15 protein-coding genes, 1 pseudogene, 1 riboswitch and 1 other annotated feature (1 of these 18 running past the window's edge) are annotated in these 22,534 nt (G+C 49.6%); of the genes and pseudogenes, 10 read left to right on the top strand and 6 right to left on the bottom strand.

Translation table 11 applies throughout. The features are described from left to right. Positions 1-104: 104 nt before the first annotated feature. A complete protein-coding gene (locus tag BJP58_RS11585; protein WP_194544043.1) occupies positions 105-737 on the bottom strand; it encodes a nitroreductase family protein in 633 nt (210 codons plus the stop codon). A 178-nt stretch (positions 738-915) separates the two neighbouring features. On the opposite strand from BJP58_RS11585, the gene BJP58_RS11580 reads away from it, so the two are divergent. From BJP58_RS11580 to BJP58_RS11565, 4 genes are all read left to right on the top strand, one after another. Continuing rightward, positions 916-2,262, top strand: coding sequence for an aminotransferase-like domain-containing protein (locus BJP58_RS11580; RefSeq protein ID WP_194544042.1), 1,347 nt, complete (start codon positions 916-918; stop codon positions 2,260-2,262). A gap of 162 nt (positions 2,263-2,424) precedes the next feature. After that, a riboswitch (cyclic di-GMP riboswitch) is annotated at positions 2,425-2,518 on the top strand. Positions 2,519-2,705: 187 nt separating this feature from the next. Further along, positions 2,706-3,455 carry a GTP cyclohydrolase II gene (locus BJP58_RS11575; protein WP_194544041.1) on the top strand — a complete coding sequence of 250 codons (750 nt, stop codon included), beginning with the start codon at positions 2,706-2,708 and terminating at the stop codon, positions 3,453-3,455. 17 nt (positions 3,456-3,472) lie between these two features. Further along, positions 3,473-4,627, top strand: coding sequence for a bifunctional diaminohydroxyphosphoribosylaminopyrimidine deaminase/5-amino-6-(5-phosphoribosylamino)uracil reductase RibD (gene ribD, locus BJP58_RS11570; RefSeq protein ID WP_194544040.1), 1,155 nt, complete (start codon positions 3,473-3,475; stop codon positions 4,625-4,627). A 299-nt stretch (positions 4,628-4,926) separates the two neighbouring features. Next, entirely contained in the window at positions 4,927-5,301 is a 375-nt protein-coding gene (locus BJP58_RS11565; protein WP_194544039.1) for a winged helix-turn-helix transcriptional regulator, read from the top strand. A 72-nt stretch (positions 5,302-5,373) separates the two neighbouring features. On the opposite strand, the gene BJP58_RS11560 is transcribed toward BJP58_RS11565, so the two are convergent. Together BJP58_RS11560 and mgtE are read right to left on the bottom strand one after the other, a co-directional pair. Continuing rightward, on the bottom strand, positions 5,374-6,450 hold the full coding sequence (locus BJP58_RS11560; RefSeq protein WP_194544038.1) for an SDR family oxidoreductase: 1,077 nt from the start codon (positions 6,448-6,450) through the stop codon (positions 5,374-5,376). A 262-nt stretch (positions 6,451-6,712) separates the two neighbouring features. After that, positions 6,713-8,067: pseudogene (gene mgtE, locus BJP58_RS11555) on the bottom strand (magnesium transporter). A 206-nt stretch (positions 8,068-8,273) separates the two neighbouring features. On the opposite strand from mgtE, the gene BJP58_RS11550 reads away from it, so the two are divergent. Beyond that, complete coding sequence (locus BJP58_RS11550; protein ID WP_194544037.1) at positions 8,274-9,194, top strand: aldo/keto reductase; 921 nt, start codon at positions 8,274-8,276, stop codon at positions 9,192-9,194. A gap of 130 nt (positions 9,195-9,324) precedes the next feature. Here BJP58_RS11550 and BJP58_RS11545 read toward each other — a convergent pair whose 3' ends face one another. Then, positions 9,325-10,251: an NAD(P)-dependent oxidoreductase gene (locus tag BJP58_RS11545; RefSeq protein ID WP_194544036.1), complete on the bottom strand. Its 927-nt coding sequence runs from the start codon at positions 10,249-10,251 to the stop codon at positions 9,325-9,327. 185 nt (positions 10,252-10,436) lie between these two features. Between BJP58_RS11545 and BJP58_RS11540 the strand changes: the two genes are divergently transcribed. Then, positions 10,437-11,393: a 3'-5' exoribonuclease YhaM family protein gene (locus BJP58_RS11540; protein WP_194544035.1), complete on the top strand. Its 957-nt coding sequence runs from the start codon at positions 10,437-10,439 to the stop codon at positions 11,391-11,393. Between the two features lie 109 nt (positions 11,394-11,502). Here the strand turns inward: BJP58_RS11540 and BJP58_RS11535 are convergent, their stop codons facing one another. Continuing rightward, entirely contained in the window at positions 11,503-12,966 is a 1,464-nt protein-coding gene (locus BJP58_RS11535; protein WP_194544034.1) for a sensor histidine kinase, read from the bottom strand. After that, positions 12,963-13,652, bottom strand: coding sequence for a response regulator transcription factor (locus tag BJP58_RS11530; protein WP_194544033.1), 690 nt, complete (start codon positions 13,650-13,652; stop codon positions 12,963-12,965). The genes BJP58_RS11535 and BJP58_RS11530 overlap by 4 nt, the downstream gene beginning before the upstream one ends. Positions 13,653-14,042: 390 nt before the next feature. On the opposite strand from BJP58_RS11530, the gene BJP58_RS11525 reads away from it, so the two are divergent. From BJP58_RS11525 to BJP58_RS11510, 4 genes are all read left to right on the top strand, one after another. Beyond that, the gene (locus tag BJP58_RS11525) at positions 14,043-15,257 is read left to right on the top strand and encodes a DUF418 domain-containing protein (RefSeq protein ID WP_233355042.1); all 1,215 of its coding nucleotides are present in this window, start codon (positions 14,043-14,045) and stop codon (positions 15,255-15,257) included. 274 nt (positions 15,258-15,531) lie between these two features. Continuing rightward, entirely contained in the window at positions 15,532-19,476 is a 3,945-nt protein-coding gene (locus BJP58_RS11520) for a discoidin domain-containing protein (RefSeq protein WP_194544032.1), read from the top strand. Between the two features lie 75 nt (positions 19,477-19,551). Next, a complete protein-coding gene (locus tag BJP58_RS11515) occupies positions 19,552-20,775 on the top strand; it encodes a Gfo/Idh/MocA family protein (RefSeq protein ID WP_194544031.1) in 1,224 nt (407 codons plus the stop codon). Between the two features lie 471 nt (positions 20,776-21,246). Further along, on the top strand, positions 21,247-22,317 hold the full coding sequence (locus tag BJP58_RS11510; RefSeq protein ID WP_194544030.1) for a bifunctional 3-deoxy-7-phosphoheptulonate synthase/chorismate mutase: 1,071 nt from the start codon (positions 21,247-21,249) through the stop codon (positions 22,315-22,317). Positions 22,318-22,398: 81 nt separating this feature from the next. Further along, positions 22,399-22,534, top strand: a binding site (T-box leader); it runs 94 nt beyond the window's last position.

Raw genomic sequence — 22,534 nt, 5'->3', positions numbered from 1 at the left:
ACTTTGTAAGCGCTTGTATTCATTTTATCAGACGTGTTCCTCTCCAAAAACCTAATAAAATTAGGTTTTTCACCTAAAAATATTAGATCTTTTTGGATTGAGCATTAGAAGTGATTCCAAAAGACCGTCTCTTCTAGGGGTAAACGGGTTGAAGGATGAGCCGGTACGGACTTCTTACCGATCGCAACCAGCATAACGGGGATCAAATGGCGCGGAACCCCGAATGCTTCAATAAAAAGGCTTGAGTTGTATCCGCCCATCGGGCATGAATCAAGACCGCGCGCCCTTGCAGCCAGCATGAGCTGCATGGCGGCCATGGAGGCGCTCCGTATCGCTTCTTCCCGGGCAAGTTCAGGCGCATTGGTGTAGGAATTCATTATTTGCCGGACCAGATTCGTTTTGACCTCCTCTGGCATGAATCCTGCCTGAACCGCTTGGTCATATATCGCTTCAGCATGTTGATGGGCCCGCAGGTTTCCCAAAACCGCGATAATAGCGGAGGCTTCTACGATTTGCCTTTGTCCATATGCGATGGGTAACAATTTGTCTTTGGTGGCCTTATCTGTAATGGCAAGATACGTCCAATGCTGCAGATTCCAGGCAGAAGGTGCGGTACTCGCAATCTCTAGCATTTCTTTAATCTCATCATGACTGAGGTTGTGTTGGGGATCAAAATGTTTAACCGCTTGACGTTCACGTACAGTAGTTAAAAAATCGGCATGCGAAATGGATGGCATGTGAATCAGCTCCCTATCGTAGTTATCTTCATTCTTAAGGCCGGGAAGGTGTTCCCAACACAGCGAACGGTTACTTGAATATAGGATAATGATGGGTTCGAAACCATACCCTATTTTGACAACTGTATCGATACAGTGTTGAGATCCTGTATAATAAGAGTCGCGAGGGGGCGGGGTAATGAAAAAATATTTATCCATTCTTACCGATATGGAATCGAAAATTCAGGAAGGCCAATATCGTTCAGGGCAGAAGCTTCCTTCCGTTCGAAGTGCGGCACAATCCTACGGGTGCAGCATTAGTACGGTGATTCGTGCTTATACTGAGCTTGAGAAACGGCACGCCATTTATTCGGTTTCGCAAAGCGGTTATTATGTAGTCCAGAAAGATGGGGATTCGAATAACATGGATAAGAGTTTGATTGATTTTGCGTCGGCTTCTCCGGACGTGAACGTATTCCCGTATCTGGATTTTCAGCATTGCCTGAACAAGGCGATTGATACCTATAAATATGAGCTGTTTACCTATGGTGATCCGCAAGGAATGGAGAAACTGCGCCGCACCCTGGTCTCCCATTTGGCAGGAGCTCAAGTGTTCACTTCCGCGGAGAGGATTATGATTACGGCAGGCGCCCAGCAGGCGCTTGAGATTTTGACAAAAATGCCGTTTCCCGGCGGAAAGTCCGTCATTCTGGTCGAACAGCCCAGCTACAATAATTATTTGCAGCTGTTGGAAAGTGAAGGAGTGCCCGTTATCGGAATCACCCGCACGGCAGCGGGGATCGACCTGAAGGCTCTGGAGGAGCAATTTCGATCCGGACATATTAAATTTTTCTATACGATGTCGAGATACCATAATCCGCTGGGCAACACCTACACCGCAGAGCAGAGAAAGGCCATTGCTAACCTGGCGGCGAAATATGATGTTTATATCGTGGAAGACGATTATATGGCTGATCTAGGCGAGGAACGGGGATATGATCCCATCTATGCCTACAACCGAACATCGCATGTGGTGTATTTGAAGAGCTTCTCGAAGATTATTTTCCCAGGATTGCGCCTGGGAGCCGTCGTCCTGCCGGAACGTTTGCTCGATACGTTCCGTGCTTTTAAAAGTTATGGGGATACGTCGCTGCTGTCCCAAGCGGCGCTTGAAATTTATATTAGCAACGGAATGTATGAACGGCATAAACAGAAGATTTACAGCCAGTATGAAACCCGAATGCAAGCCCTGAATGCGGCTGTGCAGCGATACGAGGGAGCCGGATGGATTGAAGCCGTGCCTGGCGACGGCGGCATATATAAGCTGTTTAAGCTGCCGCAGACCGTTAACCTGGAGCGGTTGATCAGGCGGCTGAAAGAGCGGAACATTCATGTGGTGTCCGGCAAGCTGTTCTATCTATCTAACAACCTTATGCGCGAGAAGTTTATACGTATCAGCATTTCCAGAGCACGATTGGATCAGATTGAGGAAGGGGTTCAAGCGATCGTTGAGGAAGTGAAGCGGGAAGAAGGCAATCTATGGTGATTCTTTCGGGTCATGTTTATATTTAGGTTGCATTTCATAAAAATGTATTTTATATTCATCTGGTAGTTATATGATAAAAAGCTATTACTTTCGATTGTTTCCGATATGGTGTGTTCTTCCATATTCGGCAATGATCGCGGATTTATTTTATGAAATGACATCGTACGATAATGGCAAACCCACTGAAAAGTGGCGACGCAAAGCTATAGGGGCTAAGGCGGATCACTCGTATCCGCTATGCTAGCCAGTTACCGAATACGACGGAAAAGCCTCCGTCTATTCAGACAGGGGCTTTTTGTGTTTATTTTTAAAAAAATTCCATTTCCCAACCAAATTCTTTAAGGTTGGAGAAGTAGTAGCTGACGTAAAAACTGCCAACGTTTTCAAGGAGGGAAACAAACCAATCGATTGATCCCCATCTAAACCAACAAGGAGTTGTATTCATGATTATGGACCAGGTCAGGAAATTGCTAGCTAGTAAATTAACCATTCTTAAACAGCCGGAATGTCCCAACATCGGTCTTGTTGGTCCCGTTCGGCTCCCTGTGCAGTTGGAGGACCATGAGGCTGTATTTAAATGGTATACATGGTTAAATACAGGCAATTCATTTATGGATAAGAATGACATTCTGGAATCATTATCTCAGGCAGATCTCGCTTCACATCAGCAGTCTTCCGTACTAGTATATGGCGATTTTGCCAATGAGGAGCATGCCTTGATACGGATGCACAGCATTTGCCATACGGGAGACATCTTTGGAAGTAAACGATGCGATTGCGGCTACCAACTGCGGCAATCCATGCGCATGATCATTGAAAACGGTAGTGGAGCTCTCTTTTATTTGGCGAATCACGAGGGTCGCGGAATAGGGCTTTTCCCAAAATCGTTAGCTTATCTTTTGCAAGATGAGGGGTGCGATACTGTAGAGGCCAATCTAAGCCTTGGCTTTGCAGATGACCATCGATCTTATGATGAAGCCATACGTGTACTCCAAAGCTTGCGGCAAAAACCAGTCACCCTTATTACAAACAACCCTAGAAAGCTGCAGTCTTTGCGGGAAAAGGGACTTTTAACCGATCATCATAAATCCATTTGGGGAGATGTATCCGAGCATAATAATCGGTATTTGGCAACGAAGATCGAAAAATCGGGTCATATTTACGACTCTTTGGTGGAGACCGCTTTATTATGATGGGGAGTGTTAATCATATGAAATTAGACCAACAATTTATGAAGCTGGCATTGGATTTGGCAGGTACGGCCAGTGGGAAAACCAATCCGAACCCGGTCGTTGGCGCACTGATAGTCAAAGACGGACAAGTAGTCGGCGCAGGTGTTCATAGAAAGGCTGGGGAACCTCACGCAGAGGTGCACGCATTCCGGATGGCTGATGGGTATACCGAAGGCGCAACGCTCTATGTTACGCTGGAACCAAGCCCTCAATCCTCTCCTTGCATAGAATTAGTCTTAAATTCGGGAGTCGCAAGAGTTGTCGTGGCGATGGAGGATCCGAATCCGAAGGTGGCCGGAAGAGGCATTCAATTATTGAGAGAGAATGGAATAGAAGTTGATGTGGGTGTATTGGGGAAGGAAGCCGAGTTACTTAATGAACGATTCGTGCACAATATGTCAAAACGACGGCCGTTTATCATTTCCCAGGTAGCCATGACGCTTGACGGAAAAATTGCCGCGTCAACGGGGCATTCTAAATGGGTTACATGTGATGAAACACAGCTTGTAGTACATAAATTAAGAAACAAAGTCGACGCCATATTAGTAGGAATTAATACGGTTTTGGCCGATGATCCGCTCCTTACGACCCGACTGCCGGAAGAAAGTGGGAAGAATCCCATACGGGTAATTTTAGATTCGAATTTGAGGTTGCCCGAAGATGCCAAAGTTACCGATTGTTCGGAAGCAATGACATGGGTAGTCACGAAGGAGGGGGCTGATCCGGGAAGAGTACACATGCTGCAGCAAAAAGGAATTGAAGTTCTGTTCGTTCCAGTGAACCGTTTCGGGCTGGACCTCCATGCATTATCGGATATGTTATATCAGCGAGGTGTTACCGACCTGCTGGTAGAAGGAGGCAGCGAAGTAAATGGATCATTCCTTCGAGCCAACCTTATTGATAAATGGATGATTTATATTGCTCCCAAAGTGTTGGGGGGACGGCAATCCTTCTCCCCCTATGGCGGCTCGGATTTGGAATTAATGGATGACGCGGTACGCGTAAAGATTCAATCTGTACAACAAATCGGTGAAGATATTTGCATTACCGCTTATCCGAATTACGATTATTCCATGTCTAAAAGTTCCTGCGTAACAGATAATCTTAATGAACTTTCCTTGAATAGTTATTAGTGAATAGACAAATAGAGTAAATGATATTATGGATGATAGAAACGGCAGTGGGATACCTAACTGCCGTTTTTTTTCTCATCCATATATTCGAATCTATAATCGACAGCTTATTCAAATTTTCCATCCAACTGGTTATCAGGTGCCCTGTTGATAGCATAAATCAGATGGTATATCTTTGTAAGAGACATTTTATGTAGAACTGCTGATAAATCGTATGAATACATGCTCTAAGCAAGGGGGAAAATGATATGCTTGTTGGAGAAGAAGGGTTCAGCATATCGAAAGGAAGATGAGTACGCATGGAAAATCCTAATAAAGTCTACAATACTGCGGTGGAAGCAACGCTGGAGGTCATTGGCGGGAAGTGGAAACCGGTCATTCTCTTTCATCTTACTTTCGGTAAAAGACGAAATAGCGAATTTTTAAGCCTGATTCCCCAGATCACGCAAAAAATGCTGACACAGCATCTGCGGGAGCTGGAGGAGGAGGGCGTTATCGTACGAAAAACGTACAATCAGGTTCCACCCAAGGTAGAGTATGAACTGAGCGAGTATGGCTGGAGCTTGAAGGAAATTCTCCATTTGATGTGCCGATGGGGCGATATTCATATCGAGCGAAAATACGGCGAATCCGCCATGGTGCTGGAGAAGCCTGCATTTGAGGATCGTCATTAACAGGTATGATAAATGAAGGAGCCGACTATTCCACGTATAGTCGGCTCTTTGTCATGCAGCTTGCGCGATAACTTAGGGAATGACTTTACGCCGCCGGAGCTCGTCAAAGATGTTCATGAACATGGCCTCTGTATCGACATACTCATGAAATCCGAAGCGGCGGGCCTTCGAACCGTCTGCAAAGAAATCATAATCCCATGAGAACACAAAATCACCGAACTTCCAGGAGGAAACCTCTTGATACGTGTGCTCCGCAAGTCCATGCTTCTCAACCATACGATTCCAGATCGGCTCTTTATCTGCCATGACAACTTCCAGATTCATCTGTAGAGGCGGTGCGGTTTCCATCTCAAAATACTGCGCAATCTTCGGCCATAACTCGTTCCAACGGAACAGATCCCCATTCGTGATGTTAAATGCTTGATTGGCGCATCGTTCATCGGTTGCGGCCCATACTGTAGCCTTCGCGAGCAGGTCGGCATCGGTCATCTCCAGCAGACTGTGATAGGCCCCCGGCTTACCTGGAAAACGCAGAGGTATGCCGAGCTCTTTCGAAATCGAGGCATAGACGGCAATGACCATCGCCAGATTCATCGGATTTCCAAGGGCGAAGCCGCTGACTACGGATGGACGCAGGGCTGACCAGGTCCAGGTTTTGCCTTGCTGCCGCTCCTCGAGGAAGTTCTGCTGATCGATATTGAATTCTGGCGGCATATGGTTTGCATCCGTCTCCCGTGCTGGCGTTTTGAATGGACCGAGATGAGCGCCGTATACCTTGTATCCCTGCATCAGGCTGACATGCTGCAGGTTGGCGGCAATGGGCTCGATAGCTTCCACAACATGAACGAGCATTGCCAGATTCGGGGCAACGAGCTCGGCCCAAGTTGGCCGGTCCTGATAGGCGGCATAGAAGATGTGCGTTACTTCCGATAAGTGACTTAATTTGGCGACCGTATCCTCGCGATCAAGCAAATCGGCCGATAGATAGCTTATACGTTTCGTGGATTCGCCGCCTCGGCGCGATACGCCGACGATATTCCAATCGGGAAGCGTCGCAAGGTATTCGATGAGGTTGCGGCCGATCACCCCGTTGGCCCCTACAACCAATGCCGTCTTTTGCGAATGATGTGAACGTTGATCTGTATTCATATATTCATCTCCTAACGTCATGTTCTTGATTAATGTCATTTTGCACGTTAGGGTTCGGCTTGGGAAGTACGCACTTTGAAGTGACCTAGTCACTTTTTGGTAATGTTTAAGCAATGCCAACAGGGATGACATGAGTTTAAATAACTTGCCGGATAAGAAACCCGTGGATTAACTTGATCTGGCAGAGCCTCATAAGACTTCTTGCTCGTGTGCGGGAAGGCTTTTTTCACCCTAATTGATGCTGTCTGTTCGTAAATTTCGGCTAAATGTAAGATAGAAACAGGGTGGCGATACCAAAGTAGATGACAAGCGACAGGATATCGTTAATGGTTGTAATCAGTGGACCGGAGGCCACAGCCGGATCAATCTTGAATTTGAACAGAATGAGGGGGATGATGGTGCCGGCCATCGTGCCCACGATGAGTGTTGCAATCAACGAGCTTCCGACCACAAGCCCCAGATAAACATTGCCCTGCCAGAAGTATGCGATCAAGGATATCAGGATCCCGCATGTGACCCCGATCATCAAGCCGACCTTCAGCTCTCTCGCTAACAGCCGGAACACCAGCGACTTGGTCATTTCTTTCGTAGTCAGGCCGCGTACAATAACAGCTAGCGACTGCGTGCCGGTATTGCCGGTCATTCCGGCAATCATGGGCATGAAGAAGGCTAGCGCCACAACCTGTGCCAGCGTCTCTTCAAATCGGGAAATGATCGTTCCCGAGATCAGACCGATGAATAAGAGCAGGACCAGCCACGGTAATCTTCGAAAGGCGGCAACGGTTGCTTTGGTGTTGAAGTCAATGGATTTGCCCCCGGTGGCGTTCATTTTCCGAATGTCCTCATCGGCTTCCTTGATGACGACATCGAGAATATCGTCAACCGTAATGATGCCTACAAGTTTGTTATCCTGTTCAACGACGGGGATGGCGACCAAATCGTATTTTGGATTATCTGCGCGACTTCCTCCTGATCGGCATCCACAGGTACGGACAGTACCCGGCTGTGCATGATATCCACCATATATTCATCCGGTTCGGCCAAGATAAGACCGCGGTAGGACACCACACCCATCAGCTTCTTGTCTTGGTCAATGACGTACAGATAGTTGATCGTTTCGGAAATGGAGACGTAGGTTTTCAGCTTCTGGACGACCTCTGATACGGTGTAATGCTGGGGAATCCACACATAACGATTGGTCATGATTCGTCCCGCAGTTTCCGGCGGGTATTTCATCAGGTTCAGGACAAATTGGGATTCCTCGTCCCGCATTCCCTTGAGGAATTCGTCTTTCTGCTCAGGCGAGAGCTCATCAAGCAGAATGGCGAGGTCATCGTTATCCATCAAGTCCAGGATGATGGCTGTTTTTTCTTTGCCCAGCTTGCCCAAAACTTCGATCTGCTGGTCATGCTCCATTTCCTGAACCATATCGGCCAGCTGTTCCTCGTTCAGAAACTGCAGAAATCGGGTTTGGTCCGTATCACTGAGGTGGCTATGTATTCTGGCCAGGTCATAAGGAAGAAATTCATCGATCATTCGCTGAAAGTCATTGGGTGTTTTTGCTTTCAGACTCTCTATAATGTCCGGCATCCATTGCTCTAGTGTCCGGGTATTCACGCCGACAATCCTCCTATCTGATTCCTTTATATGATAACGAAATGATTACATACTATAGGGTTCACCATAACGACTTATTATTAAACAATCCGAGTGGATGAAAATAAGGGTGATGGACGAGAAAAAAGAGACCGCAGCATGAGTTGCAAACGGTTGCAATATCACATAAGATATAGGCGCACAAATCTAAGAGTAGGGGTGAGTATATGAAATACAGACGTCTTGGAAATACCGATCTGAAAGTATCGGTAGTCGGTGTGGGAACCTGGCAGTTTGGCGGTGATTGGGGGAAGGATTTCAACCAAAAGGAAGTCGACGCCATCTTAACGCATGCGAAGGAGCTCGGCGTTAATCTGTTGGATACAGCCGAATGTTATGGTCCTCATCATATGTCTGAGAATTTCATCGGTGATTTCTTGTCGCGCGACCGCCGCGAGGATTGGGTCATTGCCTCGAAGTTTGGTCATCGATGGCATGAGCAATGGGAGAACGCTTGGGATGCGAAGCAGATCCGAATTCAGCTGGAAGAGTCACTTAAAGCGCTCCGTACCGATTACATCGACCTGTATCAATTCCATTCCGGCTCGGATGAAGTGTTCAACAATGATGACATGTGGACGATGCTGGACAAGCAGGTTCAGGCGGGAACGATCCGCAATCTGGGCATATCCATCGGAAGCAACAGAAATATCTATCAAACCGATAAGGCTGCGGAGGTGAATGCCAAAGCCATTCAGGTCGTGTATAACCGTCTGGACCAAGCTCCGGAGGAAGAGGTCTTCCCTTCATGTTTGAAGCAGGATCTTGGCGTGTTGGCGCGAGTTCCGCTTGCGAGCGGGTACTTAAGCGGAAAGTACAAGCCGGGAACGGTGTTCAGCGACAATGTGCGCAAGAATCGTGACCAGGACGAGATCAATGCCAAGCTGAAGCTTGTGGAAGAGATCAAGCAGAACGAAGTGCCGGAGGGCGTGAATATGGCCGAGTGGGCCTTGGCCTGGTGCTTAAAGCATCCGGCTGTCAGCTGTGTCATTCCCGGCTGCAAGAGCGTGGAGCAGGTGGAGACGAACGCAAGAGCCGTGGAGCTGGATTTGGTCCAAGACGACCATCCGGGAGCGTGGAAACCTTAGTACAGCCAGACTCGAGTGCGAATTGGGCGATGATACAAGAAAAAGCACCTGTGAAGGTGCTTTTTCTTGTATCATCCACATCCTGCCTGCCAAACCGGCTACCATCCGCTTCGCAGGATGGAATCGAAATTTAGAGATGACTCTTAGAAGCACGGGATGGTTCAATGACATGATCCGCGGGCTTCATGAACGTTTCAATCAGGCTGGTAAAGCTGTCCCCGCCACGGCCATTGGCAACCCCCCGTTTAAAGATCTCCAGCACCGCTTCAGGCAGTGAAGCGTCAATCCCAGCGTCATGTGTAGTATGGACGATATGTTCAACGCTGGCAGCGCCCATGGCGAGCCGGTCCACGTCCCCCGGATATTCTCCTGCATCGATGCGCGGCGTATAGAACTCAATGAATTGCAGCAGCGATGCCATCGTGCTGATCGCATGAGGCTTCAATTGCTCTGCTGTGATGCCGTTAGCCTTGCCTACTGCAACAGCGTGCAAATAACTGAGCATCCCCGTCCAGAACATATCCATTCCGATCTGATAATATAGTGCGGCGAGCCCAGGATCTTCACCCCGATAATCCGTACTCGTCAGCACTTCAAGCAACTCCTTTTGGGACTCGAAGACATCCAAGGGGCCGCTGTAAAAGGTGAACGACTCCGGCTTTCCGATTCCCGACGGTGGGACCTGCACACCGCCTGTGAGATGCGAAGCGCCATGTCCGGCCAGCCATTTGGCTGCTTCCCGGGCTTTCTCCGGGGTGTCCGAGCTTAGATTAACGAATACCTTGCCGGCGAGGCTGTCTGAGTCCTTTTCAAGAATAGCGTACATCGCATGGTAATCCGTAAGACTGAGAATGACTACCTCGCTTGCATTCAAGGCTTCCTTAATTGTGGACGCTCTGATTGCTCCCTGATCAACAAGCTCATTGGCTTTACTGGCTGTGCGATTCCACAATGTGACCTCGTAACCGTGATTCAGTAACGTGCGTGCCATGGCTTGACCCATCGGTCCCAGGCCTATGATCGTCACGGATGATTGACTTTGCGTAGTGTTTTTCATTTTGAATTATAGCTCCTCTCAATAAGTCTAACCCTATGCTAAACGATGACACTGGTGTCAAAGTCAACAGCTGAAGTTTGGCTAATGATTCTGTGATTTTGCAAAGCGAATATTTCAGTGTAATAGACTCATTGCACGGGACTTTGTTATAGTTAACTTAACGGGATTTTTTGGGGAGGAACCAGATGAAACCTATTAATAAACTTAGCGTTCAAGATGATTTTGTTGGATTTTACTTGCTGAAGGAATTAAATATGAGACAGACCAACGGCACGCCGCCGAAAGATTATTTTGACATCATTCTCTCGGATGCGAGCGGCCAGATCTCGGCCAAGTACTGGGATGTAACCATACAGGATAAAGAAACGTTCCTGCCGATGCAATTAGTCAAAATCCAGGGAACCGTGCTGAGCTACCGGGATCAGCCTCAAGTCAAAATCAGCCGAATCCGTAAAGCAACGGATGAGGACGGCGTTTCCTTAACCGATTTTGTGAGGGCTGCACCAATCCGTCCCGTGGATCTGTTACATACGATCAAACTTAAGATGAATGAGATTACGGAGCCGCAGGTACGAAGCATTGTGCAGTATTGTGTGTCGAAGGTGGAAGAGAAGCTGATGCATTATCCGGCTGCCAAAACCTATCATCATGCCTATTTTGCCGGACTTGCCTATCACATTGTACGCATGCTGGAGATTGGCGATTTCATCTGCAAGCAGCGGCCGTTTCTGAATCCGGACTTGATTAGGGCGGGCATTATCCTTCATGATATCGCAAAGCCGGAAGAGATGATCGCTCAGATGGGCATTGTTACGGACTACAGCAATCAGGGAAAATTGATCGGACATATCGCGCTGGCATCCAATTGGATCGTTGAAGCGGCCATACAGAACGACATCGCGCTGGATTCCGAAGTGGTACTGGGACTACAGCATCTCGTACTTTCCCACCATAACCTGGGAGAGTGGGGGAGCCCGGTTCAGCCGCAGACGGCTGAAGCCGTCGCGCTGCATCATATCGATCTGTTGGATGCCAAGCTGCAGATGGTAGAGGATGCCCTGGATACGACACTTGAAACGGAGCCGTGGACACCGATGATCCGCGGACTCGACAATAAGGCGATTTATCGACTGAAGGTATAAGGATTGCTTGAATACGAGTAAGAAAAGAGAGTGCCTTTTATAAAATGAGTGAGGCATCCTTCGATCCATTGGATCATGGAGGATGCCTCTTTGTTATGCTTGGAAAAGTTTAAGGTTCTTGGCTCGATATCGGTATGGTAAAGCGCACCGTTGCCCCGCGAGGCGGGGTGTTCTCGGCAGAAATATGCCCTCCATGATGCTGAATGAGAAGTTTGGCGATATACAGCCCCAGACCGGAATGCCCTTTTTGTCTGGAGGAATGATGATCCCCTTGATAAAACTGCTTAAATACCTGCTGCAGATCCTGATGCTGCCCAAAGCCTGCTCCATTATCCGTAACAGCCATCATCACCTGCTCCTCGGTGATTTCGATCCGCCATAGAATCAGTCCGGCTTCAGGCGTATATCGAATGCTGTTCGAAACGAGATTATCCAGTACCTGCATGATGCGATAGGGATCCAAGAGGACGGGCTTCTTGTTCAATCGATTATCGTTGATCTCTGTATGGAAGATTATGTTCTGATTGCCGCATAAAGCGGCATATTCCATGGTTTTATCATCTGCCAGTTCTTCAAGATCCACGGGAAGCGGCTGAAGCCGAAAAGAGACCTTCTCAATTTCTGCGATGGTGTTCATATCCTGAAGGAGCTTCGAAGCACGTGTCGTGTTGCGTTTGATGACTTGAAGATATTGCGATCGTTTGGCTTCGTAAGACTTCCCGTTCATCTGCTCCAAGCCCTCAACATGCCCTTGAATAATCGTAAGCGGTGTCCGAAGGTCGTGAGCGAGAGCCGCAAACATGGTGCTTCTATCCTGCTCTAATCTCCACTCCCGCTCAATGGATTGCTCCAGCTCTTGGCGCATGTCCTCAAAAGCAAGTGTAAGCCGGTTAACTTCCGTTATTGACGATGTCCCTGTCATCGAAAAGTGTAAATTTCGCTCTTTAATCTGCTCGGCTCCTAGCAGAAGCTGCTGCAGCGGAGTGCTGATCTGTCGGCTGAATCTCCTTCCGAATATTAGCGTGAACAAGATGATGTACAGAAAAGGCGTCAGAACAAAGAGGAGGGACCCGATGGTTACCAAGGGATTCAGCGCCGGATTGGATGCCGTCACCTTCAGGTTATATCCAAGCAGAAGAGCCCCTGCAAGATTTCCGTCACTGGAGACAACCGGAGTGTATTTCACGACTTGATTCATGCTTCTATGCGTCTGGTTCAAGCGTGCCAGTATTTTCTGCCGGCTAAGTGATTCGTTGAGAGGAAGATCACCATATAGGGGTTCGCCAGTAAGGGACACTACCAGGTAGGACATGCCCTGCGAGGGGATCACCTTTTCCAGATCGGCTTGTCCCTGCTTGCTCATGACAGAATCGCCCCGGGCTTCGGCGTACTCCGAAATTACAGGGATTTGAGCTTCATAATGATTGGCCGGGAACGCGATGTCATGGTTGAACAAGTATCCAAGCAGCATCGCGAGCAGTCCCCAGGTTACAAGCGTAGCCAGCAAGCTGCAGGCCAGGATCGAGGCGAAATGGCGGGCGAACGTGTTTTTGATGGAACGCTGTTTCATCATTTGGGATCCCACTTGTAGCCAATGCCCCATACGGTTTGAATATAGCTGCGGTCCTGTGCGTGGGTGGCCAGCTTGGCCCGTATTTTCTTAATATGCTCGGTGATGGTAGAGTCGTCCCCTTCAGCGTCAAATCCCCATAACTTCTCATAAATCTGCTCTCTGGAAAAGACCTGCCCCTGATGCATCGCCAACAGTTCTAAGATCTGATACTCCTTATTCGTAAGAGCGAGGTTGTGCCCGTTGCAGGTAACGGCATGTCCCTTGCAATCGATCGTCAGGGCTGGGAAGCGCAGGAAACCCTGTTCTTTGTGGGTGCGGATTCTCTGTTCTCGCCGCAGATGGGCATGGATACGGGCTTTTAATTCAGCAAGGCTAAAGGGCTTGAGCAAATAATCGTCCCCGCCGGCAGCCAGCCCTCGAATTCGGTCCACTTCACTTTGGCATGCACTCAAGAACACAATGGGACACTGCGTCCTTTCCCTAAGCTGCTCGCATACCTCAATGCCGTTCATATCAGGCATCATTACATCGAGTATGATCAGGGACGGCTGCTGTTTGCTCTGGATTAACGCCTCCTGTCCACTTCCGGCAGTTAGTACCTGATAGCCTTCAAGCTCCAGGGCATCTTCTATAAAAGAGATGATTTCTTCTTCATCATCGACTAATAGGATCGTTTCGTTTGCCATATCTATTACATCCTCCGAGAACTAGCTATTTATAAAGATCTATCTAGTTAGTGTACACCGCATTTCTAAAGAATGAATAAAGAAAGTCCGATTACTTGAAGTTTATAATTGCCCAACCTTCAACGGAGCAGGCGGAAATCGTTCTGGAGAAGCGATAGCGGTCGCCTGAAAGCCTTCCAAAGGAAAGCTGGCATCGGAAGCAAACACAGCATCCGGATTTCAACCATTCTTAAATGGATAGATAGAAATCTGGGGGCAACAGCGATCGGAAGAATGATCCGCATGCGCAGTGATGCCTAAGCTACTATGTACTTACAGTTCAATATAAGTTTCTTTATCCTTTCTTTATGATTGTACCTTAACCTGAAGGCACATTGATAAGGAGGTACGATGATGGCAACGAATTTACAGCCAAGAATAAGGCTCATTGACAGCTTGAGGGGATTTGCACTATTAGGCATTTTTTTGGTAAACATTACGTTTTTTACGACATCGCTGCAAACCATTTCGTTCGGGGTTGAATTATGGTCAGGCTGGTACAATGAAGTCCTGATGCTGCTGCGCGGAATTGTAATTGATGGCAAATTCATATTGATATTCTCTTTCCTGTTTGGTTTTGGCATGGTGATGTTACAGGAGAGCAGTCAGGCAAAAGGACGAAGCTTTAATCGCATCTATACTCGAAGGTTGACGGCTTTGCTTCTAGTCGGTCTGATCCATGGAATTCTGATTTGGTACGGAGACGTTCTGACCCACTATGCACTCATGGGTTTTCTGCTGATGCTGTTTCAACGCTGCAAGCCGAGAACGCTGCTGGTCTGGTCGCTATCCCTGCTGCTGCTCGTTCCTGTTCTGCTGACGGGAGCAAGTCTGCTGAGCTCTTCGGCTGGACAGGTCTTTGAGCCATTTAGCCAAGCGGATGCGCATCAGATAGGTGTTTATTTCCAGGAGCGGGATGCAGCCATATACGGAGAGGGGACGATGGCCCAGATCATCGCTCAGCGGCTGAATGATTACATCGCCTCCATCTTGAATATGGTGGTCTTCTACCCCCAAGTATTAGGGATGTTCCTGATGGGTGCCTACTTCTGCAAGCGTCGTATTTTGCATGAGGTCCAGAAGAACCGAAAAGGGATCATCCGTCTGGTGGTCATTGGAGGTAGTTTGGGTCTTGTTCTTCAACTTGTGATGTCGATAGCGGATGGACTGCCATCCTGGTGCGAGGCGGTAGTTTTATTCGTTGGAGGACCACTCTTGGCACTGGGCTATATTGGTGCGTTTGCACTTTTATACCAGAATAAGACGTGGCAGAAGGTGCTGGATTTATTTTCTTATCCCGGAAAAATGGCCTTCACCAACTATTTGCTTCAATCGATCCTTTGCGGATTGATCTTTTACAGCTACGGATTGGGGTGGTATGGGAAGATCGAACCGATCTGGCAGATGGTGATAGTTGTCGTCATTTTTGCTCTGCAAACAGCCTTCAGCAGGGTCTGGTTGAAGCGGCTTCCGATGGGACCATTCGAATATATCTGGCGCCTGTTTACGTATTGGGGAAATCCGGTGAAACAACAGGGGCAGAAGGCCACAATGCATGCTGAATAATCTAGGTTAGAGCCTCGCATAAAGTGTATTTTCATAAAAATTTCACTAAGCGCTCGTCCCTTATGGGGCGAGTTTTTTATAAGAAAACCGAACAAAAATATCGGGCGGCATGATACCGATTAAAGATGCATTATCAATTTTTAAGATATGTTGTACGGCTCTAAGGTGCTTGCGTTATGATGCTAGGTATAATAATTCGAGATGAGAGGAGATGAGGGGCAAGAGCAGCATAAAGCAAGGCAAATCTGATGAATCTGTGAGTGGGAGGGATTGGATGATGTTCTTTAAACGCTGGCTAATGATCGTGCTTGTTATCGCATTGTCAGCAGGTGGGCTTTCGAAGACGAGAGGTGAGGCTTGGGCAGATCAAGCGGATACGCAAGGCAGCAATCTGCTGCTGAATTCGGACTTTGAAGCCGTGACCACGAAGGCTTCTTGGCTGGATCAGGTGGCTCCCGAGCATGTCAGTGAATGGAAGGCGGCAGGAAATCCGGTGTTTGCGGTCGATGACTCCGTCTATTATAGTGGGGCCCGTTCTGTCTCCATTACCGGTTCTGTGTCTGGAACCGACCGGGGAGCGATAACGCTCCCTGCGGCAGGCATTGAAGCGGGTAAGAGTTATATGCTCACCGGCATGTATAAACTGGAAAACGTTTCGGATCAGGTGCTGGTCCGCTTCCAGTACAAGAGAAGCGGTACCAGCAGCATTAGCTATGCGTTTCAAGGTGAAAGGGGGACCAAGGATTGGACCTACTTCAGCCATGTCGTTCATGTGGCTGCGGACATGGATGCCAATCCTCAGGGAAAGGTGGAGGCCTTTCTGGAGAAATCGGCGGGTACGGTCTGGTTCGACCAGCTCTCCATGCGGGAGTATATCCCGCTGCGGGATATTACACTCGACCGGCAGACCATCAGCCTGCAACCGGGAGAGACCGGGCGTTTCCAGGCAGCCTATGAGCCGGAGAATACTTCAGATACGTTCCTGGAATGGGCTTCATCTAACACGGTCGTAGCTTCGGTGTATCAAAGCGGGGAGGTGGCGGCGCATGCGACCGGTCATGCTGTCATATCTGCTATGTCCCCGCAGAGCGGGATAACAAGACAGGGCGTCGTTACCGTGGGTACGCCGCCTTCGCTTATCGCCGAGTCCTACTTGGGATCCATTAGCGAGAATGGCGTACTAGACGGACAGCTAGCTGCTGCCGACAGCTCGGGAGCTTCGGTTTCATTTGAACTGGCCGCTGCACCACGCAATGGTACGGTATCGGTCCTGCCTGATGGTTCGTTCCGGTATTATCCGAACCGTGGTTACGCGGGTGCCGATTCGTTCATTTTCTTGGCTTATGGAGCGGATGGGGGACCTGCAGCCGCCGCGGCGAAGATTGAGGTACTTCCTCTGGATTCGCCTCCGCTCTTGGATCTGACGTGGTATTCGACCGAAAAAAACACTCCGCTAACCGGACAACTGGGCCGCCTGTTGTCGGAAGAACAGGTGGAATGGACACTCAGCACGTCTCCCCGCGGTGAAATGAGTCTGGCTTCGGACGGCTCCTTTACTTATACGCCTGCCCCCAATGAAGTCGGCTACGATACGTTTGAAGTTACGGCGACGACAGCATCCGGAAAATCGGCGACCGGGAAGACCCGTATTTTTGTGGTACCGGATGAAGAGGATCTATTGGATCAATTGACCTCCATCGGTAATGAAGGCATACATCCCCGCGTGTTTGCGGATGCTGGTGATTTTGCTTCCATCCGTGAACTCATCGGGCAGGATGAATATGTGACAAAGTGGTTTGATCAGTTGAAGAAGGAGGCGGATCGGCTGCTGGATACGGAGCCGTGCGGATATCTTGCGAATGGAGGCAGCAACAGCAATGTTCGGGATTTGCTGATTCGAACATCGATGATGTATCAGCTGACCGGGGATGAAGCCTATGCTCGGCGGGCAATCGAGGAGTTGGAGGCTGCCGCGGCATATCCCGACTGGGGAGGACGTTATAACAATATGCTCTCCTTGACGTATATGACGCTTGGATTTTCGCTCGCATACGACTGGCTGTATGATGCCATGACTGAACAGCAGCGGAACATGGTACGGGAGGCGGTCATGAAGCATGCGTTCAGCCACGCGCTCTCCTGGTATCGCGGCGAATTCACCCATAACGGGGAGTATAACAACATCAACTTGGTGGATAATGGCAGCTTTTCCGTTGCGGCGCTAGCCATGCTGGGCGATGAAGAGAAGGTGACGCAAGCCGGGCTTGAAATTCTGCGCGGGTCTTATCGCAAGCTGCAGAATACGCTCCGTTTCTTTACGGAGGACGGATCGTGGCCGGAGGGGCCGCATTATTGGCAGTACGGGACGGAGTTTCTATTTTTCAAGATGGCTGCCATGCACCGTACGCTTGGAACCGATTACGGGTTGGCCGAGCTTGAGGGGGTGAAGGAATCCGGCGAGTATCCGCTGCATTTATGGGGGCCGGGAGGATTCTTTAATTTTTACGATTCGGCGACACCGAATATGCATCCCCAGACCCTTTGGATGGCAGATTTCTACGATCAGCCGCACATCGCCTGGTATGCAGGCGAACTGACCCGTCGTAAAGGGGCTTTTTCTCCTTACTACCTGCTGTTTTACCGTCCGGGGATGTTTGATGAGTTGCCCCCTTCACTGGACCGTATATTCACAGGTATCGAATCGATATCCATGCGTAGCGGATGGACGAACTTGAACGATACCTTCGCTTCGGTGAAAGGTTTTAACGATACATTGCTGAGCCATATCGATATGGACGCAGGCACATTTGTGTTCGATGCGCTGGGTGAGCGGTGGGCGACGGATTTAGGGATGGAAAACTATAACCTGCCCGGCTTCTGGGACTATGCCGGCGGACAACGCTGGACCTATTACCGTAAGGGTGCACAGGGACAAAACGTGATGATAATGAACCCGGAATCGAATCCCGTCTTCATGCAGGATTACGATGCGCGAGCACCGCTTGTAAGAAGTGCTTCCAAGCCGCGGGGCGCTTTCGGCATTATCGACCTAACTGAGCGGTATCCGAAAGATGCATTATCCTACAGGCGTGGATTAATGCTGACCGGCGATCGCCAGCAGTTGATCGTGCAGGATGAATTTGACTTAAAATTGTCATCCGAGCTCTATTGGTTCATGCACACGGAAGCGGATATTGAAGTGCTCGGGAGTGGCCAAGAAGCCGTGCTGACGCAGAAGGACAAAAAACTGTACGTCAAAATGCTGGATGCTCCCGAAGGGGCGGCATTCTCCGAGATGATGGCCCAGCCGCTGGAAGGGACGCCGAATCCTTCGGGTCAAACTGTAAATCACGGCATACGCAAGCTGGTTGTTCATATGGCCGGCGCGAACCGGGGTCGACTGTCGCTGTGGATGGTCCCTTTGACCGAAGAGGTTCCGCTTCCGGAAGAAGCGCCGGAATTCCGCAGTCTTGACGATTGGTCGATTCCGGACGGTCCCATGCAGGAAAGGGACCGGCTGCCTGAAGTGAATTCCATCCTGGTGGACGGCTCCGCTCTGGCCGGGTTTGATCCGCAGCGAACTTACTACGAATGGACGGTTCCGTACGATCAGCGCTCGAAGGTTCCGGAGATAGGGGTTGTTTCCGATTTTGACGCTGCTGTCATACATGCCGAGGGTATCCCCGGCAAGACGTATATCGATGTGACCGATCCGTCCAATCCGGGTGTTCGCAATCGGTATACCGTTGCTTTGGTACCTGGGCCGTTGATTGGGGATCCCCCTCCTGGTCACCGTTTGCCGATTCAGGAGGTCACAGCCAGCGCTTCTCCGCAGGCTAGCTACGGATATACCCCGGACAAGACGATCGACGGAGATTACGAGACGCGCTGGACATCGGAAGGATCGCATTGGATTCAATACGATCTCGGCGAGAACCGGAAGGTGGGCGCGGTTTCGATCGCTTTTTTCAGCGGTGAAACACGCAGATCCTATTTTACCGTGACGGCATCCACTGACGGGGTCCACTGGAACACGGTTTACCCGGACGGACTCAGCTCAGGAACGACCGCCCAACCGGAAGTATTCCAATTTCCCGAGGTAACGGCGAGATTTATCCGCATCAACGGATCGGGCAATACGTCGAACCAATGGAATAATTACACGGAGGTCGGCATCTTTCGTCCGATGAACGGAAACGGATGGGGCAGGGGACAATGATGGCAGAGCCTCGTTCTGCCATTTATCAACATAAGTTTAAAGGGGCCAATTCATGATAGAAGGAGTAGTTCATATATGATCGGGTACAACGATTCCCAAGAAAAGATTTGGTTAGGCTTTGTCGGTCTCGGCAAACGCGGAAAGGATCTGCTGAGGCTGCTGAGTGATATGCCGGATGTGGAGATTACGGCGATTTCGGATCTATACGAGGATCGCCTTCAAGAGGCTGCACGGCAGGTTGCTGAAACTGGAAGTCCTGTCCCTGCTTCCTCTACGGATTATCGGGAAGTGATTGCACGTAGGGATGTAACGGCTGTTATCATCGCTTCATCCTGGACCAGCCACAGCGAGATCGCCGTGTCCGCGATGAGGGCGGGAAAGCCCGTGGCATCGGAGGTGGGAGGCGCTGCTTCCCTCGAGGAATGCTGGCAGCTGGTTCGCACCTATGAGGAGACCGGTACGCCCTGCATGCTGCTGGAAAACTGCTGTTATGGCCGGGAAGAAATGGCGCTGCTGAGGATGGTAAGAGAAGGGATTTTCGGGGAACTGCTTCACTGTCAGGGGGCTTATCAGCATGACCTCCGGGAAGAAGTAGCGATGGGGGTGGAAAACCGCCATTACCGCGTCCACAATTATTTGCACCGCAACGGCGATGTGTACCCGACCCACGGTCTGGGGCCAGCAGCCAAAATGCTGAACATCAACCGGGGCAACCGTCTTACCAAGCTTTCCTCCATGTCCACCAAGACGCGCGGAATAACAGAGTGGGCTCGCAGAAACCTGGGTGCCGAGCACCCGGCTACGCTTACGGATATGGCTCTTGGTGATATTGTTACCACCATGATTCAGTGCGCCAACGGTGAATCGATTCTGTTGACGCACGATACATCCCTGCCCCGTCCATATTCCCGCGGGGGACGCATACAGGGAACGAAGGGCATTTGGATGGAGGACGGCGCCGTTATTCATATCGAGGATCGAAGCCCGGCCCATGCATGGGAGCCGTTCGAATCCTATTTCCACGAGTACGAGCATCCGGTGTGGGCGAATTATTTGAAAGACGGCGTACGGGGAGGGCATGGCGGCATGGACTATCTATGCTTGCGCGCTTTTGTCGAGAGTGTGCTCAAGAAAACGGAAATGCCGATCGATGTGTACGACATGGCCGCCTGGATGGCGGTGACCGCGCTATCCGAGCAGTCGATTGAACTTGGAGGCACAATGCTTCCGTTCCCCGATTTCACGAACGGGAAATGGATGAACAGACCTCAGGGCAACTCCACAGCTTATGCACTTTAAGTAAGGGAAAGATCTATGTGTGTTATGGAGATTGTGAACACCTGCAAAAAGCAGAAATTAATGTTTCTTCACTGCATCAAAGCACCCAAGCTTTAAATAAAACTCTTGCAATTTCAATTCGGGGTGTAATACAATGCTTCTTAATTAACCAACACGATATGTTATAACAAGCGATGATGGAAAGAGTAAGCGAAAGAACGTTCCTGACAGGAAAGGGCAGCCACCGACTGAGAGCGCCCGGGCGAAGGTTCTCCGCTGAAGTTCATTCCGGAGCTGGTATGCTGATAATCTGCATGTTGCGTGCAGAGGGTAGGTTTACCCGTAACCCTTGCGTTAAGAGGTTCAAGTGAGATGTGTTTGCTTTTTTTCGGCATATCTAATAAGGGTGGTACCACGACTCCTCGTCCCTTTCCGGGCGGGGGTCTTTTTGTTTTTATAAACCAGAAATAAAAGGTGAGGGAGAGATTTCAGATGAGTCAAGGACGTTTGGAACAATTAAGATCGGAGCTGGATTCCGTTAATCTTCAACTGCTGGAGCTGTTGTCGGAGCGGGCACGTATCGCCCAGGAGATCGGTCAGGAGAAGCAAAAGCAGGGAGTTCCTGATTTTGATCCGGTACGCGAGAAAAAAATGCTGGATACTCTGGTGGAGCATAACCAAGGTCCTTTCGATAATGAAACGGTGCGTCATTTATTTAAACAGATTTTCCAGGCATCCTTGAAGCTGCAGCAAGTCGATCACAAGAAGCATTTGCTGGTGAGCCGGAAGAAGAAGCAGGAAGACACGCTGATTCAGCTGGGCAATACGGTGATCGGCGGCGGTACGCCGGTAATGATCGCAGGGCCATGCTCCGTTGAGAGTTATGAGCAAGTACGCCAGGTTGCGGCTGCCCTTAAGGAAGCGGGCATAACCGTCATGCGCGGCGGCGCGTTCAAACCGAGAACATCGCCTTACGATTTTCAGGGCTTGGGCATTGAGGGCCTGAAAATTCTGAAGGAAGTGGCGTCCGAGTTCGGCCTGAAGACGATCAGCGAAATCGTGGATCCTGCGCATATCGAGCTTGCGTGCGAATACATTGACGTCATTCAGATCGGTGCGCGGAACATGCAGAACTTTGAGCTGTTAAAAGCGGCAGGGGATGTTCAGACGCCGGTGCTGTTGAAACGCGGACTTGCGGCTACGATCGATGAGTTTGTGCACGCTGCGGAATACATCGTGTCCCGCGGCAATACGCAAGTGATGCTGATTGAACGCGGCATTCGGACGTACGAGAAGGCGACGAGAAACACCCTGGACATCTCGGCGGTGCCGATTCTGAAACAAGAAACGCATCTTCCGGTGCTGGTGGACGTGACCCATTCCACAGGCCGCAAGGACATCCTGGCCCCTTGTGCCAGAGCGGCTCTCGCTGCAGGAGCTGACGGCGTGATGGTAGAAGTTCATCCCGATCCGGCTACGGCGTTGTCCGATGCGGCGCAGCAGCTGAATATTCCGGAATTCCATGATTTTCTGGCGAATGTGAAGAAATCCGGATTGCTGTAAAAAATGCACTCTTTCGCTTCTGGAAGATAAAGGGTTGACAAAGCGCTTCTCATTCCTTAAGATAATTATCAAAATTCATATCGAAATGTTTTGATTAGAAATAGTAAAAGCGAAATGACTTTTCAGAGAGCCGTTGGAAGGTGTGAAACGGTAATGTCGTTCCCTTTGAACTCGCCTATGAACAGCTGCCTGATCATGTAGGGTTAGCCGGAGTTCC

Source organism: Paenibacillus sp. JZ16 (genome assembly GCF_015326965.1).
Classification (GTDB): domain Bacteria; phylum Bacillota; class Bacilli; order Paenibacillales; family Paenibacillaceae; genus Paenibacillus_AQ.
Note: the sequence above shows the minus strand (reverse complement) of the source record. Positions and strands in the feature narration are given on the sequence as shown.

Excerpts from the sequence above, each read along its gene's own strand:
- BJP58_RS11560 (WP_194544038.1), bottom strand. The coding sequence starts at position 6,450 with ATGAATACAGATCAACGTTCACATCATTCGCAAAAGACGGCATTGGTT.
- BJP58_RS11585 (WP_194544043.1), bottom strand. The coding sequence starts at position 737 with ATGCCATCCATTTCGCATGCCGATTTTTTAACTACTGTACGTGAACGT.
- BJP58_RS11535 (WP_194544034.1), bottom strand. The coding sequence starts at position 12,966 with ATGATGAAACAGCGTTCCATCAAAAACACGTTCGCCCGCCATTTCGCC.
- BJP58_RS11540 (WP_194544035.1), top strand. The coding sequence starts at position 10,437 with ATGAAACCTATTAATAAACTTAGCGTTCAAGATGATTTTGTTGGATTT.
- BJP58_RS11580 (WP_194544042.1), top strand. The coding sequence starts at position 916 with ATGAAAAAATATTTATCCATTCTTACCGATATGGAATCGAAAATTCAG.
- BJP58_RS11565 (WP_194544039.1), top strand. The coding sequence starts at position 4,927 with ATGGAAAATCCTAATAAAGTCTACAATACTGCGGTGGAAGCAACGCTG.
- BJP58_RS11575 (WP_194544041.1), top strand. The coding sequence starts at position 2,706 with ATGATTATGGACCAGGTCAGGAAATTGCTAGCTAGTAAATTAACCATT.
- BJP58_RS11550 (WP_194544037.1), top strand. The coding sequence starts at position 8,274 with ATGAAATACAGACGTCTTGGAAATACCGATCTGAAAGTATCGGTAGTC.
- BJP58_RS11530 (WP_194544033.1), bottom strand. The coding sequence starts at position 13,652 with ATGGCAAACGAAACGATCCTATTAGTCGATGATGAAGAAGAAATCATC.
- ribD (WP_194544040.1), top strand. The coding sequence starts at position 3,473 with ATGAAATTAGACCAACAATTTATGAAGCTGGCATTGGATTTGGCAGGT.
- BJP58_RS11525 (WP_233355042.1), top strand. The coding sequence starts at position 14,043 with ATGATGGCAACGAATTTACAGCCAAGAATAAGGCTCATTGACAGCTTG.
- BJP58_RS11515 (WP_194544031.1), top strand. The coding sequence starts at position 19,552 with ATGATCGGGTACAACGATTCCCAAGAAAAGATTTGGTTAGGCTTTGTC.
- BJP58_RS11520 (WP_194544032.1), top strand. The coding sequence starts at position 15,532 with ATGATGTTCTTTAAACGCTGGCTAATGATCGTGCTTGTTATCGCATTG.
- BJP58_RS11510 (WP_194544030.1), top strand. The coding sequence starts at position 21,247 with ATGAGTCAAGGACGTTTGGAACAATTAAGATCGGAGCTGGATTCCGTT.
- BJP58_RS11545 (WP_194544036.1), bottom strand. The coding sequence starts at position 10,251 with ATGAAAAACACTACGCAAAGTCAATCATCCGTGACGATCATAGGCCTG.